Annotated in this window: 11 protein-coding genes and 1 pseudogene; 10 read left to right on the forward strand and 2 right to left on the reverse strand. The window is 66.6% G+C overall.

Features of this window, described 5'->3' with window-relative positions; translation table 11 throughout:
* Nucleotides 1–132: 132 nt before the first annotated feature.
* A complete protein-coding gene (locus tag HMPREF3114_RS16190; protein ID WP_053500212.1) occupies nt 133–1,452 on the reverse strand; it encodes a M20 family metallopeptidase in 1,320 nt (439 codons plus the stop codon).
* A gap of 186 nt (nt 1,453–1,638) precedes the next feature.
* Here HMPREF3114_RS16190 and HMPREF3114_RS16195 point away from each other — a divergent pair, with 186 nt between their 5' ends.
* From HMPREF3114_RS16195 to HMPREF3114_RS16240, 10 genes are all read left to right on the forward strand, one after another.
* Complete coding sequence (locus tag HMPREF3114_RS16195) at nt 1,639–2,883, forward strand: efflux RND transporter periplasmic adaptor subunit (protein ID WP_053500211.1); 1,245 nt, start codon at nt 1,639–1,641, stop codon at nt 2,881–2,883.
* Nucleotides 2,884–2,957: 74 nt separating this feature from the next.
* A complete protein-coding gene (locus HMPREF3114_RS16200) occupies nt 2,958–6,191 on the forward strand; it encodes an efflux RND transporter permease subunit (RefSeq protein ID WP_053500209.1) in 3,234 nt (1,077 codons plus the stop codon).
* 31 nt (nt 6,192–6,222) lie between these two features.
* On the forward strand, nt 6,223–9,345 hold the full coding sequence (locus HMPREF3114_RS16205; RefSeq protein WP_049403847.1) for an efflux RND transporter permease subunit: 3,123 nt from the start codon (nt 6,223–6,225) through the stop codon (nt 9,343–9,345).
* Nucleotides 9,346–9,631: 286 nt separating this feature from the next.
* Entirely contained in the window at nt 9,632–11,701 is a 2,070-nt protein-coding gene (locus tag HMPREF3114_RS16210; RefSeq protein WP_053500206.1) for a TonB-dependent siderophore receptor, read from the forward strand.
* Nucleotides 11,702–11,796: 95 nt separating this feature from the next.
* Nucleotides 11,797–13,974: a YccS family putative transporter gene (yccS, locus tag HMPREF3114_RS16215; protein ID WP_053500204.1), complete on the forward strand. Its 2,178-nt coding sequence runs from the start codon at nt 11,797–11,799 to the stop codon at nt 13,972–13,974.
* Nucleotides 13,975–14,112: 138 nt separating this feature from the next.
* Nucleotides 14,113–14,907: an SDR family NAD(P)-dependent oxidoreductase gene (locus tag HMPREF3114_RS16220; protein ID WP_053500202.1), complete on the forward strand. Its 795-nt coding sequence runs from the start codon at nt 14,113–14,115 to the stop codon at nt 14,905–14,907.
* 93 nt (nt 14,908–15,000) lie between these two features.
* Nucleotides 15,001–16,890, forward strand: a complete 1,890-nt coding sequence (locus tag HMPREF3114_RS16225; RefSeq protein ID WP_053500200.1) for an MFS transporter — start codon at nt 15,001–15,003, stop codon at nt 16,888–16,890.
* Nucleotides 16,891–17,121: 231 nt separating this feature from the next.
* Entirely contained in the window at nt 17,122–17,409 is a 288-nt protein-coding gene (locus HMPREF3114_RS16230) for a CD225/dispanin family protein (RefSeq protein ID WP_005419784.1), read from the forward strand.
* 34 nt (nt 17,410–17,443) lie between these two features.
* Nucleotides 17,444–17,722 (forward strand): CD225/dispanin family protein, encoded by a 279-nt coding sequence (locus HMPREF3114_RS16235; protein ID WP_005419785.1) that lies wholly within the window; start codon nt 17,444–17,446, stop codon nt 17,720–17,722.
* A 43-nt stretch (nt 17,723–17,765) separates the two neighbouring features.
* Nucleotides 17,766–18,191 carry a DUF2752 domain-containing protein gene (locus HMPREF3114_RS16240; protein ID WP_049410657.1) on the forward strand — a complete coding sequence of 142 codons (426 nt, stop codon included), beginning with the start codon at nt 17,766–17,768 and terminating at the stop codon, nt 18,189–18,191.
* 209 nt (nt 18,192–18,400) lie between these two features.
* Here HMPREF3114_RS16240 and HMPREF3114_RS16245 read toward each other — a convergent pair.
* Nucleotides 18,401–19,308, reverse strand: a pseudogene (locus HMPREF3114_RS16245) (transposase).
* Between the last annotated feature and the right edge of the window lie 155 nt (nt 19,309–19,463).

Below are 19,463 nucleotides of genomic sequence, written 5' to 3' on the forward strand. Positions count from 1 at the left end.
GAGCTTACATGGACGTACTTGCAGCGTCCCCTGCCACCGGACCCACCCCGCCATCCCTCAGGGAACCAGCTTTTGCCGTTGACGTGGCTTTGGTCTCGGCGGGTGCAGGGCTGCAAGCCCTGCCGGAAACCCTCAGCCAGCAGGAGTGCCCGCACCGTGCAGGTAATCCAGGCTCACCTGCAGCAACGCGCGCAGTCCCACATCCAGTGCCTTCTCATCCAGCAGGAACTTCGGCGAATGGTTGGCCGGCGCCGTCGCTGGGTCGATGCCCACGCTGGTGGACCCGACGAAGAAGAACATGCCCGGCACTTCCTTCGCGTACAGCGAGAAATCCTCCGCGCCCATCTGCAGCGGCGGCTCGTACACGTTGTCCTTGCCCACCACCGCCTGCAGGCTCGGCAGCATCTTCGCGGTCAGCGCCGGGTCGTTCACCGTGGCCGGGTTGCCCTCCGACTCGTAGATGTCGGTCACCGCCTTCGCACCGTGCGCGGCGGCCGTGTGCTCGGCCACGTTGCGCAGGTCGGCAAAGATCTGCTGGCGCATGCCTTCGTCAAAGGTGCGGATGGTGCCGACCATCTCCACTTCATCGGGAATGATGTTGTAGCGGATGCCGCCGTTGATCGCGCCGAAGGTCAGCACCGCCGGTTGCTTGGACAGGTTGGCGCGGCGGCTGACGATGGTCTGCGCGGTGCCGACCAGATCGGCGGTGGCGACGATCGGGTCAACACCGTTCCACGGTGCCGAGCCATGCGTCTGGCGACCGATCACCTTGATCCCGAAGCGATCCGAGGCGGCCATCAATGGGCCGCCGCGCACAGCGATCTGGCCGGCCTGCACGCTGGAGAACACATGCAGGCCGAACACCGCTTCGGGCTTGAAATCGGCGAACAGCCCTTCCTTCAGCATGAGTGCGGCGCCGCCCTCTTCCGGCGGCGGCGCGCCTTCCTCGGCCGGCTGGAAGATCAACATCACCTGGCCCGGCAGGTCCTTCTTCATTGATACCAGCGCTTCGGCTACGCCGAGCAGGGTGGCGGTATGCGCGTCGTGGCCACAGGCATGCATCACGCCCACGGTCTGCCCGCGGTACTGGTCGGTGGCCTTGGAGGCGAACGGCAGGCCTGTCTGCTCGGTCACCGGCAACGCGTCCATGTCCGCGCGCAACGCGATCTTCGGGCCTGGCTTGCCGCCTTCGATGATCGCCACCACGCCGTGGTGGGCGATGCCGGTTTTCGGCTTCAGGCCCATCGCACGCAGGCGCTTGGCGACCTCGGCCGAGGTGCGCGCCTCGCGGTTGGACAGCTCCGGGTGCTGGTGGAAGTCACGACGCCATTCGACCACCTGGGCCTGCAGCCGCTGCGCGGCGGCGGTCACTTCCGGGCGTTGCCCGTCCTGGGCATGGGCAAGCGCCGGCAGGGCCAGCAGCAGGGCGGACAGCAGCAGCGAACGGCGCATCGCAATCTCCACAGCAAGAGGGTTCCAGCTGAATGTAGGGCAACACCGGCGCCACGGGAACCTCCGGCGCCGCATCCGGTCTTAGCGCCCGTCCCATCCGTCATGCAGGAAACGTGATGTGGCACAGGTATGCTTTGCGCATTGTCCCGGCGTCCCGTCCGGTCCAGCCCTCTCGGAGTCCTCGTAATGTCACGTGTTTGGAAGATCGTGCTGCTGGTCGTGGCGATCCTGGTGCTGGCCGTGGTCGGCCTGCGCGTCATTGGCGGGGGCAAGGACAAGGCTGGAAAACCTGCTGCGGGCGCGCGCCAGGGCGGCGAAGATCCGAATGCCGGTCCAGTGCCGGTGACCGTGGTGGAGGCCACGCGCCAGGACGTGCCGGTGTATGCCAGCGCGCTGGGTACGGTGACCGCGATGAACACCGTCACCGTCAGCCCGCAGGTCGGCGGCCAGCTGATGAGCCTGAATTTCCGTGAAGGCCAGGAAGTGAAGCAGGGTGATGTGCTGGCGGTGATCGACCCGCGCACCGCCCAGGCCAGCTACGACCAGGCCGCTGCAGCCAAGCGCCAGAACGAGGCCCTGCTGGCCACCGCGCGCTCCAACTACCAGCGCTCGAACGCGCCGGAGTATCGCCAGTACGTCGCCAAGACCGATCTGGATACACAGCGAAACCAAGTGGCACAGTACGAAAGCGCCGTGGCCGCCAACGAGGCCAGCATGCGCTCGGCGCGGGTGCAGCTGCAGTACACCCGGGTCACCGCGCCGATCTCAGGCATCGCCGGCATCCGTGCGGTCGACGCCGGCAACGTGGTCAGCGCCGGTACCGCTCTGGTCACGCTGACCCAGATCCATCCGATCCACGTGCTGTTCAACCTGCCCGAGCGCCAGCTCGGCGATGTGCGCCAGGCGCAGGCCGCCGGCACGGTACCGGTGGCGGCGCTGGACCGCGCCGATTCGCACGTGCTGTCCGGCGACGGCAAGCTCGATGTGGTCGACAACCTGATCAGTGCCGACAGCGGCACGTTCAAGGCGCGCGCCCTGTTCGACAACACCGACAACGGCCTCTGGCCGGGCCAGTTCGTCAACGTGCGCATGCAGCTGCGCACGATTGCCGGCGGCGTGGTGATCCCCACCCAGGCGGTACTGCGTGGCCCGGATGGCGAGTACGTCTACATCGTGCAGGGCGACAACACGGTAAAGATGCAGACCGTGCGCAGCGGCGTGGAAGTGGGCGACAGCCAGGTGCAGATCGCCGAAGGCCTGAAGGGCGGCGAGCGGGTGGTCAGCGAAGGCCAGTTCCGCCTGAAGCCGGGCAGCAAGGTCACCGCGCTGAAGCCGGGCGAGACCCCGGCCGCGCCGACCGAGGCCGAACTGAAGGCAGCCGAACAGAAGAACGCGGGCGGCGGTGGCCGTCGCGGTGGTGGCCCGCGCTGAGCGCAGGCCACTGATCTCCCTCGCGCCGGCGGACCTGCCGGCGCCGACATTGAAGTGCCAGCAAGGATCAGTCCGTGGGCTTTTCGACGATCTTCATCCGCCGCCCGATCGCCACCTCGCTGTTGATGGCGGGCCTGTTGCTGCTGGGCATCCTCGGTTACCGCAAGCTGCCGGTGTCGGCGCTGCCGGAAATCGATGCGCCCAGCCTTGTGGTTACCACCCAGTACCCCGGTGCGAACGCCACCACCATGGCCTCGCTGGTCACCACCCCGCTGGAGCGCCAGTTCGGGCAGATTTCCGGGCTGGAGCTGATGACCTCCGACTCGTCGGCCGGGTTGTCGACGATCATCCTGCAGTTCTCGATGGACCGCGACATCGACATCGCCGCGCAGGACGTGCAGGCGGCGATCCGCCAGGCCACCCTGCCCTCGTCGCTGCCCTACCAGCCGGTCTACAACCGGGTGAACCCGGCCGACGCGGCCATCGTCACCCTGAAACTGACCTCTGACACGCGACCGCTGCGCGACGTCAACAATTACGCCGATTCCATCCTGGCCCAGCGCCTGTCGCAGGTGCAGGGCGTGGGCCTGGTCTCGATCGCCGGCAATGTGCGCCCGGCCGTGCGCATCCAGGTCAATCCGGCGCAGCTGTCGAACATGGGCCTGACCCTGGAGCAGCTGCGCAGCGCGCTGACCCAGGCCAACGTCAATGCGCCCAAGGGCTCGTTGAACGGCAAGACGCAGTCCTACAGCATCGGCACCAACGACCAGCTGGCCAGCGCCGCCGAGTACCGCGACACCATCATCAGCTACAAGAATGGTCGCCCGGTGCGGCTGTCGGACGTGGCCGAGGTGATCGATGGCGTGGAGAACGACCAGCTTGCCGCCTGGGCCGACGGCAAGCCGGCGGTACTGCTGGAAGTGCGCCGCCAGCCCGGTGCCAACATCGTGCAGACCGTCGAGCGCATCCGCGCCATCCTGCCGCAGCTGCAGGGCGTGCTGCCAGCCGACGTGCACCTGGAGATCTTCAACGACCGCACCGAGACCATCCGCGCCTCGGTGCATGAAGTGCAGTTCACCCTGATCCTGACCATCGGGCTGGTGGTGGCGGTGATCTTCGTGTTCCTGCGCAGGTTGTGGGCCACGATCATTCCCTCGGTGGCGGTGCCGTTGTCGCTGGCCGGCACCTTCGCGGTGATGGCCTTCGCCGGCATGTCGCTGGACAACCTCTCGCTGATGGCGCTGGTGGTGGCCACCGGCTTCGTGGTCGACGATGCGATCGTGATGATCGAGAACATCGTGCGCTACATCGAGCAGGGCAAGAGTGGCAAGGAAGCGGCCGAGATCGGCGCACGCCAGATCGGCTTCACCGTGCTGTCGCTGACGGTCTCGCTGGTGGCGGTGTTCCTGCCGCTGCTGCTGATGCCCGGCGTCACCGGCCGCCTGTTCCACGAGTTCGCGTGGGTGCTGAGCATCGCCGTGGTGCTGTCGATGCTGATCTCGCTGACGCTGACCCCGATGATGTGCGCCTACCTGCTCAAGCCCGATGCCCTGCCCGAGGGCGAGGACGCGCATGAGCGCGCGGCGGCGGCCGGCAAGCAGAACCTGTGGACGCGCACCGTCGGCCTCTACGAGCACAGCCTGGACTGGGTGCTTGGCCACCAGCGGCTGACCCTGGCCGTGGCCGGTGGCGCGCTGGTGCTGACCGTGCTGCTGTACGTGCTGATCCCCAAGGGCCTGCTGCCCGAACAGGACACCGGCCTGATCACCGGCGTGGTGCAGGCCGACCAGAACATCGCCTTCCCGCAGATGGAGCAGCGCACCAGGCAGGTGGCCGAAGCGCTGCGCCAGGATCCAGACGTGACCGGCGTGTCGGCCTTCATCGGCGCCGGCAGCATGAACCCCACCCTCAACCAGGGCCAGCTGTCGATCGTGCTGAAGGAGCGCAGCCAGCGCGATGGGCTGGAGGAGATCCTGCCGCGCCTGCAGAAGGCGGTGGCCGGCATTCCGGGCGTGGCGCTGTACCTGAAACCGGTGCAGGACGTGACCCTGGATACCCGCGTGGCCGCCACCGAGTACCAGTACTCGCTGTCGGACGTGGATTCGGCGACGGTGGCGACCCAGGCCACGCGCCTGACCGAAGCGCTGCGCAAGCGCCCGGAACTGGCCGACGTCGACAACAACCTGTCCAACCAGGGCCGCGCCCTGGAGCTGAACATCGACCGCGACAAGGCCAGCGTGCTGGGCGTGCCGATGCAGACCATCGACGACACGCTCTACGATGCGTTCGGCCAGCGCCAGATTTCGACCATCTTCACCGAGCTCAACCAGTATCGCGTGGTGCTGGAAGTGGCACCGGAGTTCCGCACCAGCACTGCGCTGATGGAACAGCTGGCCGTCGCCTCCAACGGCGCCGGCGCATTGACCGGCACCAATGCCACCAGCTTCGGCCAGGTCACCTCCTCCAATTCGTCCACCGCCACCGGCATCGGCGCGCAGAACACCGGCATCACCGTCGGCGCCGGCAACATCATCCCGCTGTCGGCGCTGGCCGAAGGCAAGGTCAGCAGTGCGCCGCTGGTGGTCAGCCACCAGCAGCAGCTGCCGGCGGTGACCGTGTCGTTCAACGTGGCGCCGGGCTATTCGCTGTCCGAAGCGGTGCGAGCGATCCAGGAGACCAAGGACAGCCTGGACATGCCCACCCACCTGCATGCCGAGTTCATCGGCAAGGCCGCCGAGTTCACCGGCAGCCAGACCGACGTGGTGTGGCTGCTGCTGGCCTCGCTGGTGGTGATCTACATCGTGTTGGGCGTGCTCTACGAGAGCTACATCCACCCGATCACGATCATCTCCACGCTGCCACCGGCCGGTGTCGGCGCGCTGCTGGCGCTGATGCTGTGCGGGCTGAGCCTGTCGGTGGATGGCATCGTCGGCATCGTGCTGCTGATCGGCATCGTCAAGAAGAACGGCATCATGATGGTCGACTTCGCGATCGAGGCGCGCCGCGCCGGTGCCAACGCGCACGAGGCGATCCGCCGCGCCTGCCTGCTGCGCTTCCGCCCGATCATGATGACCACCGCCGCGGCCATGCTCGGCGCACTGCCGCTGGCGCTGGGCACCGGCATCGGTTCGGAGCTGCGCCGCCCGCTGGGTATCGCCATCGTCGGTGGCCTGCTGCTGTCGCAGCTGGTGACGCTGTACACCACGCCGGTGATCTACCTGTACATGGAGCGCTTCTCCGAGTGGCTGACGCGCCGCCGCGAACAGCGTGCGCTGCGCGAGGGTTCGCTGCAGGAGCCGCAGGCATGATCCACGCCCCGCTGCCGTGGGCGGCCGCACGATGAACCTGTCCGGCCCCTTCATCCGCCGCCCGATCGGCACCGCGCTGCTGGCCATCGGCTTGTTCATGGTCGGCCTGATCTGCTACCTGCGCCTGGGCGTATCGGCGCTGCCGAACATCGAGATCCCCGTGATCTTCGTGCATGCCAGCCAGTCCGGCGCCGACGCGGCGACCATGGCCTCGACGGTCACCGCGCCGCTGGAACGCCATCTCGGCCAGCTGCCAGGCATCGATCGCATGCGATCGTCGAGCTCGGAAGGCAGCTCGCTGGTGTTCATGATCTTCCAGAGCGGCCACAACATCGATTCGGCCGCGTTGGACGTACAGACCGCGATCAACTCGGCACAGGCCGACCTGCCTTCGGGCATGGGCTCGCCGATGTACCAGAAGGCGAACCCGAACGACGACCCGGTGATCGCCATCGCGTTGACCTCGCAGACGCAGTCGGCCGACGAGCTCTACAACGTGGCCGACTCGCTGCTGGCGCAGCGCATCCGCCAGATCAGCGGTGTCGCCTCGGTCGACATCGCTGGCGCGTCGACGCCAGCGGTACGCGTGGACGTCAACCTGCGCCTGATGAACGCGCTGGGCCTGACCGCCGATGACCTGCGCAACGCGGTGCGCGCGGCCAACGTGACCTCGCCCACCGGCTTCCTCAGCGATGGCAACACCACCACGGCGATCATCGCCAACGACTCGGTGGCACGCGCCGCCGACTTCGCCGACCTGGTGGTCAAGACCCAGGGCGACGGCCGGGTGATCCGCCTGAAGGACATCGCCAACGTCTACGACGGCCAGCAGGATGCCTACCAGGCGGCGTGGTTCGACCACAAACCGGCGGTGGTGATGTACGTATTCACCCGCGCCGGCGCCAACATCGTGGAGACCGTGGACCGGGTCAAGGCGCAGATCCCGACCCTGCGCGACTACCTGCAGCCGGGCACCACGATGACGCCGTACTTCGACCGTACGCCGACCATCCGTTCGTCGCTGCATGAAGTGCAGATCACCCTGTTGATCAGCCTGGCGATGGTGGTGCTGACCATGGCGCTGTTCCTGCGCCGGCTGGCACCCACCCTGATCGCGGCGGTGACCGTGCCGCTGTCGCTGGCCGGCGCCGCGCTGGTCATGTACGTGATGGGCTTCACCCTGAACAACCTGAGCCTGCTGGCGCTGGTGATCGCGATCGGCTTCGTGGTCGACGATGCGATCGTGGTGATCGAGAACATCATGCGCCACCTCGACGAGGGCATGCCGCGCATGCAGGCGGCGTTGACCGGTGCGCGCGAGATCGGCTTCACCATCGTCTCGATCACTGCCTCGCTGGTGGCGGTGTTCATCCCGCTGCTGTTCGCCAGCGGCATGATGGGCGCGTTCTTCCGCGAGTTCACCGTCACCCTGGTGGCGGCCATCGTGGTCTCGATGATCGTCTCGCTGACATTGACCCCGGCGCTGTGCAGCCGCTTCCTCAGCGCGCACGACCACAGCGCGCCGCCGTCGCGTTTCGGCCGCTGGCTGGACGCCGGCCACGAGCGCATGCTGCGCATCTACACCGTATTCCTCGACTTCTCGCTGCGCCACGCGCTGCTGCTGTCGCTGACGCCGCTGATCCTGATCGGCGTCACCATCTTCCTGTTCGGCGCGGTGAAGAAGGGCGCGTTCCCGCCGCAGGACACCGGCCTGATCTGGGGCCGCGCCAACTCCAGTGCCACCGTGTCGTTCGAGGACATGGTCGCGCGCCAGCGCCGCATCACCGACATGCTGATGGCCGACCCGGCGGTGAAGACGGTGGGTGTACGCCTGGGCAGCGGCCGCCAGGGCTCCAGTGCACAGTTCAACATCGAGCTGAAATCTCGCAGTGACGGCCGCCGCGAAACCACCGCGCATGCGTTGGCGCGCCTCAGCGCCAAGGCCGATCGCTATCCCGACCTGCAGCTGCGCCTGCGCGCGATCCAGGACCTGCCCAGCAACGATGGCGGCGGTTCCAGCCAGGGCGCGCAGTACCGCATTTCGCTGCAGGGCAACGACCTGGCCGCACTGCAGGAATGGCTGCCCAAGCTGCAGGCGGAACTGAAGAAGAACCCGAAGCTGCGCGACGTCGGGACCGACGTGGACAATGCCGGCCTGCGCCAGAACATCCAGATCGACCGCGCAAAGGCCGCGCGCCTGGGCATCACAGTGGGCGCCATCGACGGCGCGCTGTATGGTGCGTTCGGCCAGCGCCAGATCTCCACCATCTATTCGGACATCAACCAGTACAGCGTGGTGGTCAATGCCCTGCCCTCGCAGACAGCCACCCCGGCGGCGCTGGATGAGGTGTACGTGCGTGCACGCAACGGCGACATGGTGCCGATCACCGCGGTGGCCACGCAGATGCCTGGCCTGGCCCCATCGCAGATCACCCACGAGAACCAGTACACGACGATGGACCTCAGCTACAACCTGGCTCCCAACGTGAGCATGGGCGAGGCCAAGGCGATCATCGACGCGACCGTGGCCGGCATGCGCATGCCCGGCGACATCCGCCTGGCCGACGATGCGGGCTTCGGCTTCAACTCAGATCCCAGCGACATGCTGATCCTGGTGTTCGCCGCAATCCTGACCGTGTATCTGGTACTGGGCATGCTCTACGAGAGCCTGATCCACCCGGTCACCATCCTGTCCACGCTGCCGGCGGCGGGTGTCGGTGCGCTGCTGGCCCTGTTCGGCACCAACACCGAGCTGTCGGTGATCTCGATGATCGCGCTGGTGCTGCTGATCGGCATCGTCAAGAAGAACGCGATCATGATGATCGACTTCGCACTGGTGGCGCAGCGCGAGCATGGGCTGGCGCCGCGCGATGCCGCACGCGAGGCCAGCATCGTGCGCTTCCGCCCGATCATGATGACCACGATGGTCGCGATCCTGGCCGCAGTGCCGCTGGCGATCGGCCTGGGTGAAGGGTCCGAGCTGCGCCGCCCGCTGGGCATCGCGATGATCGGCGGCCTGCTGTTCTCGCAGAGCCTGACCCTGCTCAGTACGCCGGCACTGTACGTGATCTTCTCCTGCCTGGCCGAGCGCTGGCGCGCCCGTCGCGCGCGCAGGCGCGAAGCGAAGCTGCTCAAGCGCGCGCAGCGGGCGTAGTAGAGCCCATCCACGCATGGCGTGGATCTAGTTCTCGGTACTGCGAATCTGCCGGCCAGCGGCCGGCACTGCCACCGGCGCGGAGGGTGGGTGCGGACCGTTGGTCCGCACGCCTCCCGGTTTGACGTGCTGTAACGAAAAGAGAACAATTCCCCTCCAGCCATGGTCCTGCGCCCCTTCGCGGCGCCCCGCTGCCCTCTCCGGCAAGCCTGCGTGATCCCAGCCATCAACCTTTCCCCCCATGCGGGCGGATGGCGCGTGGCCGTTCGCCGAGGATGACTGAACCATGCTCCTGCACCCACTCTGCCGCCCGGCGCTGCTTGCCGTTTCCCTGTCACTGGCCTGTGCCGCGCATGCCCAGTCCGTACCCGAGCGCACCAATCGGAACCGCAGTGCCACCGATCTGGATGCGGTGAAGGTCACCGCCGAACGCACCCACGCCGATACCGGCGCCCTTGGTGATCGCGTGCTGCGTGATACCCCGTTTGCGATCACCGCCGTGGGCCGCGAGCAGATCGAGCAGCGCCAGGTGGTCTCGCTGGGCGAAGCGTTCCTGCTCGACCCTTCGGTCACCACCCAGGTCAGCGCCTATGCCAGTGGCTGGAGTTCGCCGATCCGCAACCGCGGCATCGACCTGAACTTCGACAGCTATCGCGTCAATGGCCTGCAGGTTTCCTCGTGGGGTACCGAGTGGCCGCTGGAAGTGATGGAACAGGTTGATCTGCTGAAAGGCCCGGGTGGATTCCTTTATGGTTTCGGTGCCCCCGGTGGCATCGTCAACTACATCACCAAGAAGCCGACCGATACGCCCACCTTCTCCGCCCAGCTGGGCTGGCGCGAGCAGGGCATCGTCAGTGGCGGGATGGACGCCGGCGGCCGCTTCGGCAACGAGCAGATGTTCGGTTATCGCTTCAATGCTTTCGAGGAAAAGGGTGAGACCTTCAATGGTGGCCACGTCGATCGCAAGGTGGGCGCACTGTCGCTGGACGCGCGCCTGAGCGACGCACTGATCTGGACCTTCGACGGCGTGTTCCAGTCACGCGACCTGCGCGAGGAATCGCCGCAGTACTACTTCCGCGGACTGACCTCGTTGCCGCGACCGATCGCCGGGAATACCGGCAACAGTGTCCCCGGCACCTACTACGACACTCGTTCCAGCCTGTTGTCGACCCGCTTGGACTGGCAGATCAACAGCGACTGGAAAACCAGCCTGAGTTACGGCGTCACCACCTCGTGGAATGACGTCAACAAGATCTTCGCCTACATCGATTCGCCCAATGGCGGCTATGACGTCAACGTCTATGAACTGGGTGGCAAGAGCGAGTGGAGGCTGGCCCAGGCGATGCTGCAGGGCAGCTTCCGCACCGGTCCGCTGCAGCATCAGGTGGTGGCAGGCATCAGTCACCAGACCGGGCTGGGCTGGGACCGTCCCTACGAATGGAGCCTGATCGGCCGCGCCAACCTGTACCAGCGCCATGACATCCGCCATGACGCCGTCGGTTCACGGATGATGACCCGTGGCGACGAGACCGTGCAGCAGGCCGTGTTCGCAAGCGATACCGTCGATCTCGGCAGCGGCTGGTCGGTGCTGGCGGGCTGGCGCTACAACGATTACGAGACCAAGGGCCGCTACCACACCTATCCGGTCACACCGACCTATGCCGTGATGTTCAAGCCCAGCGAGGCGGTCACCCTCTACGCCAGCTACATCGAATCGCTGGAAGCGGGCAGCCGCGTAGGCAACAACTACGTCAACGCCGGTGATGTGCTCGACCCGACCCTCAGCAAGCAGTACGAGATCGGCGCGAAGGCCGAGGCCGCGCGCTGGAACGCGAACGTGGCGGCGTTCCGGCTGGAACGTGGCGCCAACATCGATGAACTCACACCGGCCGGCAAGCGCCTGGTGCAGGACGGCATCACGCTGTACGAAGGCATCGAGGCCAGTGCCGACCTGCACATCAGCGATGTCCTCACGGTTGGCGGAGGCGTCACCTGGCTGGACCCGACCTACGACAGGCTGTCCCCGGCCAGCGCTGCACAGGAGGGAAACCGTACCGCCGGTGCGGCGCGCTGGAGCGGGGTCGTGCACGCCACCTACCAGCTGCCGTGGGTGGATGGCCTGGAAACATACGCCGCGGTGCGCTACTACGGCGATGTCTGGTACGACGCCGACAACACCCTGAAGCTGCCCGATTACACGCTGGTCAATGCAGGCATCGGCTACCGCCTGCTCGCCTCCGGTCATCCGGTGACCGTGCGCGCCAGCGTCGAGAACCTGGCCAACCGGAAGTACTGGTCCAACGCCGGCACAGGCCTGCCACGCACGTTCGCTGTGAGCGTGCGGTTCGACATGTAGGGTCCGGCAGCACCGTGGGTGCGGACCGTTGGTCCGCACTCCATATTTCACGCGTAGCCCGCAATAATGGTGGAAGACCCTTCCACCGAGCCTGCATGTCCGCCCGCCAATCCCGCCTCAGCCGACTGTGGGCCCACGAAAAGGCCAGCTACGGCCTGCGCGTGTTCATCGCGCTGACCGCGGCCGTGGCCGTGTGCTGGCAGTTCGAGGCGCTGACCGCCCTGCCCGGCGTGTTCCTTGGCATCATCGCAAGCGCCATCGCAGAAACCGACGACAACTGGTGGGGCCGGACCAAGGCCGTGGTGTTGTCCCTGTTGTGCTTCTGCATTGCGGCGGCTTCGGTGATCTGGCTGTTCCCGTGGCCGTGGATCTTCATCGGCGCGCTGGCATTGTCCACCTTCGGCCTGACCCTGCTTGGCGCGCTCGGCGAGCGCTACGCATCCATTGCCCAGGCCACGGTGACGCTGGCGATCTACACGATGATCGGCCTGGAACAACATGGTGCCAGCGACCTGCACAGCGCACTGGAAGCGGTCAGCCATCTGCTGGCCGGTGCGGTCTGGTACGGGCTGTTGTCGATCCTGTGGGCCGCGTTGTTCGCCAACCGGCCGGTGCGCGAACGCGTGGCGCGGCTGTACCTTGAGCTGGGCCGCTACCTGCAGCTGAAGGCTGCGCTGTTCGAGCCGGTGCGCGAAGCCGACCTGCAACGTCGCCAGCTCGACCTGGCCGAACAGAACCGCCGTGTGGTGGGTGCACTGAACGAGGCCAAGACCGCGATCCTGGCCCGCTTCGGCCGCTCCGGCCGGCCCGGGGTGAACTCCGGCCTGTACCTGCGCCTGTACTACATGGCGCAGGATTTCCACGAGCGCGCCAGTTCCTCGCACTACCCGTATGGCGCGCTGGTGGACGCCTTCTTCCACAGCGATGTGCTTTACCGCTGCCAGCGCCTGCTCGACCTGCAGGGCCAGGCCTGTGCCCGCCTGGGCGAGGCGATCCGGCTGCGTCGTCCGTTCGTATACGGTGAAAGCAACCAGCAGGCCGGGCGCGACCTGGCAGACGCGCTGGCCTACCTGCGTGACCAGCAGCGCCCGCAGTGGCAGCGCCTGCTCGGCTCGCTGGACCTGCTGGTTCACAACCTGCGCAGCATCGAGCGCCGCCTGCTGGATGCCGAACGTTCCGAAGCCAGCCTGGACAACGTCGACACCCGCCTGCGCGACAGCAACCCGCATACCCTGCGCGAGATGGGCGTGCGCATCCGCCAGCAGTTCACGCCCGGCTCGGTGCTGTTCCGCCATGGCCTGCGCATGGCACTGGCGCTGATCGCCGGCTTTGCAGCGATCCGGCTGTTCAATGCACAGAACGGTTCATGGGTACTGCTGACCATCGTGTTCGTGTGCCGGCCCAACTTCGGTGCCACCCGCCAGCGCCTGGCACAGCGCATCGTCGGCACCGTCGCCGGACTGGTGCTGACCTGGGCACTGCTGCAGCTGTTCCCGCAGCTGCACGTGCAGTTGCTGATCGCCCTGCTCTCTGCGCTGCTGTTCTTCTTCACCCGCACCGACCGCTACCTGGTGGCATCAGCCGCGATCACCGTGATGGCACTGACCTGCTTCAACCTGATCGGCGATGGCTTCGTGCTGATCGTGCCGCGCATGGTCGATACGCTGCTGGGCTGCGCGATCGCAGCGGCGGCAGCATTCCTGATCCTGCCTGACTGGCAGGGCCGGCAGCTGCATCTCGTCCTGGCACGCGTGCTGGACACTGCGGCTCGCTACCTGGATTCGGTGCTGGGCCAGTACCGCAGCGGCATGCGCGACGACCTGGCCTACCGCATCGCCCGCCGCGACATGCACAACGCCGACGCCGCGCTGTCCACCGCGTTGTCGAACATGCTGCGCGAACCCGGCCACGTACGCCGCAACCTGGATGCCGGCTTCCGCTTCCTGGCGCTGTCCAACACGCTGCTGGGGCATCTGTCGGCGCTGGGTGCGCACCGGGACCAGGTGGACAGCTACGCTGGCGATCCACTGGCGCTGGCCGCGGGCGATCGCGTGCGCAAGGCACTTCAGCAGCTGGCGACGGCGCTGACCGCGCGGCAACCGGTCGCGGACGATGACAACGACGCCGACCGCGCGGTGGCCGCCGAGCTGGAGCAGATCGACGAGGCGATGCCGCCGAAACTGCAGTTGATCCGTACCCAGATGGCGCTGGTACTGCGCATGCTGCCGAAGGTGCGTGCCGCGGCCAATGAGGCGGTGACCAACCTGACCTGATCCGTCATCGCTGCGGGCATCCCATCCACGCAGGGCGTGGATCTGCTGCGCCGCGTGCAACGGCGCGTTGCACCTGGCGATGCAGTTCGATCACGCCGCCACGCGGATACTGGGCAGCTCCCGCTCCGGATCATCACCATGAAAATCGAACTCAGCGGCCGCACCGCGCTGGTGACCGCCTCCACCGCCGGCATCGGCCTGGCCATCGCCCTGGGCCTGGCCACCGCAGGCGCACGCGTCGTCCTTAATGGCCGCAGCACCAACAGCGTCGAGCGCGCCCGCCAGCATCTGCTCGCGGCTGTCCCGGGAGCCGACGTATTCGGTGTCGCCGCCGACCTCTCCGATGCGGCCGGTGTCGATACGCTGCTGGCTGGGCTGCCGAAGATCGACATCCTGGTCAACAACGCCGGCATCTTCGGCCCGCAGGACTTCTTCGAGACCGATGACGCCACCTGGGAGCGCTACTGGCAGACCAACGTGATGTCCGGCGTACGCCTGTCGCGTGCGCTGCTGCCAGCGATGGTCGATGCCGGCTGGGGCCGCGTGCTGTTCATCTCGTCCGAATCGGCGCGCAACATTCCGGCCGACATGATCCATTACGGGGTCAGCAAGACCGCGCAGCTGTCACTGTCACGCGGCCTGGCCAAGCGCGTGGCCGGCAGTGGCGTCACCGTCAACGCAGTGCTGCCTGGCCCGACCCTGTCCGATGGCTTCGCCGCGATGTTCGAGGATGAACGCCAGCGCAGCGGCAAGCCGCTGGAACAGATCGGCCGCGAGTTCGTGATGGCGCACCGGCCGTCTTCGGTGATCCAGCGCACCGCTACGGTCGAGGAAGTGGCCAACATGGTGGTGTACCTGGCCTCGCCACAGGCCTCGGCGACTTCCGGGGCAGCGCTGCGCGTGGACGGCGGCGTGGTCGACGATATCGTCTGAGGGTGCTGGCAGGTGTGCGGACCAACGGTCCGCACCCACAGCACCCACAGCGGATGGGCAGGAATGCTAGGCTGCGCCGGTCAAGGAGGCTCCATGTCCGGTCACAACCAGTTCGCCCTGCTGCGCCAGCGCCGTTTCCTGCCGTTCTTCGTCGTACAGGCGCTCGGTGCGTTCAACGACAACGTGTACCGGCAGGCGATCATCAGCATGTTGCTGTTCATGGCCGTGCCGGAGGAAGAACTGGGGTTGTACGCCACCCTGGCACCGGCCATCTTCATCCTGCCGTATTTCCTGTTCTCGGCGCTGGCCGGGCAGATCGCCGACAAACTGGAAAAATCGCGGCTGATCGTGATCACCACCACCATGGAGATCGTGATCATGTCGCTGGCGGCCACCGGCTTCCTCACCCAGAGCCTGCCGGTGCTGCTGGTCGCGCTGTTCTGTACCGGCATGCAGTCCACCCTGTTCGGCCCGGTGAAGTATTCGGTGCTGCCGTCGGTGCTCAGGCCCGAGGAACTGACCGGCGGCAACGGCCTGGTCGAGATGGGCACTTCAATGTCGATTCTCTCCGGCATGATCGTTGGCGGCCTGGTGTTCACCGTGGCCGGCAGCCACGGTACGGTGGTGGCTGCGTGCGCGATCATCGCCCTGGCGATCTGCGGCAACATCGCCGCGCGCCTGATTCCCAGGGTCGATGCAGGCGACCCGACCCTGAAGATCAACTGGAACCCGTTGCCGGAATCGCTGGCGGTACTGCGCATGGCGCGCCAGCAGAAGGCCGTGCGCAACTCGATCCTGGGCGTGTCCTGGTTCTGGTTCGTTGGCACCGTGCTGACCTCGCAGCTACCGGCCTACGCGGTGACCAACCTGGGCGGCGAGCCGACCCTGTACATCTTTGCCCTGGCCCTGTTCTCGGTCGGCACCGGCGTCGGCTCGCTGCTGTGCGAGAAGCTGTCGGCACGCACGGTGGAAATCGGCCTGGTGCCGCTGGGTGCGTTCGGCATGACCGCCTTCCTGCTCGACCTGTACTTCGCCCGCAGCGGCGAAGCGACCGTGCACGGGCTGACCATTGGTCCTTTCCTGCAGCAGCCCGGCAGCATCCGCATCGTCATCGACCTGATCGGCATCGGCCTGTTCACCGGCATCTTCGTGGTGCCGCTGTTCGCGCTGATCCAGAGCCGCACGCCGAAGGCGCAGATGTCGCGCGTGTTCGCCGCACTGAACATCCAGAACTCGGGCTTCATCGTCGCTGCGGCGTTGCTGTCGCTGGCCGCGCACAAGCTGCTGCACTGGACCATTCCGCAGCAGTTCCTGGCGCTGGCCATCGCCAACGCTCTGGTGGCGATCTACATCTTCACCATCGTCCCTGAATTCCTGATGCGCTTCCTCAGCTGGCTGATGGTGCGCACCCTGTACCGGCTGCGCCCGCACGGCATCGAGGCCAACGTGCCGGACGAAGGCGCCGCGCTGCTGGTCTGCAACCACGTCAGCTACATGGACGCGCTGATCCTGTCGGCGACGATTCCGCGCCCGGTGCGCTTCGTCATGTACTACAGGATCTTCAACATCCCGGTAATGCGCTGGATCTTCCGGACCGCCAAGGCAATCCCGATCGCCGGTGCTCGCGAAGACCCGGCACTGATGCAGCGCGCGTTCGACGAGATCGACGCTGCGCTGGCCGAAGGCGAACTGGTCTGCATCTTCCCCGAGGGTGCGCTGACCCGCGACGGGGAGATGGCGCCGTTCAAGTCCGGCGTCGAGAAGATCCTCGAGCGGCGGCCGGTGCCGGTGGTGCCGATGGCGCTGCGCGGCATGTGGTCGAGCATGTGGAGCCGGCGCGACAGCCGCCTCGGCCGCATGCGCGTACCGCGCCGCTTCCGCGCCACCGTGGAGGTGGTGGCCGCACCGGCGGTGGATGGCCGCACCACCCGCGCCCCGGTGCTGGAGGCCCAGGTGCGGGCCCTGCGTGGCGATCACGCCTGATCGGCCGCGCGGCCGCCGGTAACCCTTCCAGGCAACAGCCCCCATTCCCCCTGCAGACACGGCCTCTGTTTCCCTACAGGGGCCCGTCAAAAGCTTCCGGTCAATGGCCATACACTCCAGTATCTGACTGTAACCGCATACATGCAGCGCAGGTTGAGGTAGATTACGCACCCACAGGGGGGAGGTTCGGCCAATGCACCAAGGCCGGCCACCAAGGAATGGAGTCTTGCTTTGAATCAACCGCCACCGCTCAGCCGTCCGGTCTACATCCCCAACCATCTGGTCTGGGCGATCCTGACGACGCTGTTCTGCTGCCTGCCGTTGGGCGTGGTGTCGATCGTCTATGCCTCCCAGGTCGATGGCCGCCGCGCGGCCGGCGACCTGCCGGGGGCCTACAGCGCGTCGCGCAAGGCGGGCTGGTGGGCGGTGGCTTCGGCCGTGGCCCTGCCGGTCCTGTTGCTGTTGTGGTTCGGGCTGTTCGGCGGCTTGGCCGTACTGGGCGCTCTTTCCGACCAATGATTCACCACCACCACCCATCAAGGAGCTTGAACCCATGAATACCGCCACTCCACAGGTCCCGAACAATCTGGTCTGGGCCATCCTGAGCACCCTGTTCTGCTGCCTGCCGGCCGGCATCGTGTCGATCGTCTACGCTGCCCAGGTCAACGGCAAGCTGGCCGCTGGCGACATCGCCGGTGCCCAGGAATCCTCGGCCAAGGCCAAGAAGTGGGCCATCTGGTCGGCCATTGCCGCCGTCGTGGTCGGCGTGCTGTACGGCATCCTGATCGTCGCTCTCGGCGGCATGGGTGCGATGAGCAACAGCGGCTACTGATCCGCGTGGACGGATCCGGCGCCTGCGCCGGATCCGTTGCTGCATGTCCGCACTGCCCACCCGATCCCGACTGGCCCGCTGGGCACCGCTGCTGGCCGCCACCGGCCTGGCCGCCGGTGCCGCGCTGGTGCTGCGCAACGTCAATCCGTATGTCGCCGGCAATCCCTTGCCGAGCTGCCCGCTGTACGCGCTGACCGGCCTGTACTGCCCGGGCTGTGGCAGCACACGCTGCCTGTATTCGCTGGTCCATTTCGACCTGCCCGGCGCGATGGCGATGAACCCGCTGCTGGTCATCAGCCTGCCCTTCCTGCTGCTGATGCTGCTGAACGTCGCCGGCATCCGTCCGCGCCTGCTGGACCCGCTGATGCGGGTGCTGGCCAATCCCACGTTCTGGCTCTGGGTACTGCCTGGGTATGCGCTGCTGCGTAACCTGCCGTGGGCACCGTTCACGGCGCTGGCACCGATCTAGGATTCCAGCCAACGGCGCAGCCCCTCGTGGTGGGCGGCGTTTGAAGGCAGAAGCCTTGGGGTCGGCCGGGCGGGATGGGTTTGCGGGGGGACGCCGTGAATCCGTCCATGGAGCAACTGTGTTGACGGAGGGGCCTGGCCCCTCCATGAGACGGGCACGGTAGTGCCGGCCGCTGGCCGGCAGCCTTTTGGGGCACGCGCAGGCTGGCTTCAGGCGGGGATCGATCCGCCTTGAGCATCACGCACGCGGGCGTTGAGAATCACCAGCATCTTCCGCATCACCGCCACGATGGCCACTTTCCCTTCCTTGCCGCGGGCCCGCAGCGACCGGTAAAAGTCCCGCAATCGTGGCTCATGTCGCATGGCCGACATGGCCGACATGTAGAGCACCTGGCGGATCTCGGCCCTGCCACCGTGGATGCTTCGCCTCCCTCGCATGGCCCCGCTGTCGTGGGAGATCGGCGCCACGCCGACCAGGCTGGCAATGGCTTTTCCGCTGATCTGACCCAGCTCAGGCAGGTAGCTGGCCAGCACCGCCTGCAATGCCGGGCCAACATCGACTTCAGCACTGCCAGTTGGGGCTGCTGCGCGACCTGTTCAGAGATCTGCTTCCCCAGTCGCTCGACCAGTGTCTGCAGGCCAATGATGTTGCCTTGCATCTGCCGGCGTAGCTCGCGGTCAGTCACCATTTCCTGCTGTTGGCGGGCTACGGTCAGTGCCTGCATCGTTTGTCGACGCGCCCGCACAAACTCGCGCAGTTTCCGCTGCCAGGGCTCCAGCGGCTGATAGGAAGGCAGTTCCACCAGTGCGGCCATCTGCGCCAATACAAGAGCGTCCAAGCGGTCCGTCTTGGCCACTTTACCCAGCCCCTGAGCCAGTCTACGCGCCCGCAGGGCGTTGGCGCGGATCACCGGATGGCCGGCCTTGTGAAGGAAGTCCAGGACAGTCTGCTCATAGCCACCAGTGGCTTCCAGAACGATCTGAATGGCCGGCCGCGTGCTCAACCAAGTGCTCAATTCAGCATAGCCAGAGGGGCTATTGCTGACCTGCACAGTCTCGCCGTCTGTCGTGCCGATATCCAGTCGGCGCTTGCTCACATCGATCCCGATCCCGTTCATTGCCCGACTCCGTATAGTCTGGAAGGGTCGAGAGCTCCCCCGCTTGCCCAGTCTTATCGCTTCGAGTGTCAGCTCCAGCAACTGTTCGGGCGGATCAAGGGAGAATCCGGTGTGGGCGCCATGATCTGGCCCCCTGAAAACGGACGCCATGAAGC

The sequence above is a fragment of the Stenotrophomonas sp. HMSC10F07 genome (genome assembly GCF_001807895.1).
Lineage (GTDB): Bacteria > Pseudomonadota > Gammaproteobacteria > Xanthomonadales > Xanthomonadaceae > Stenotrophomonas > Stenotrophomonas sepilia.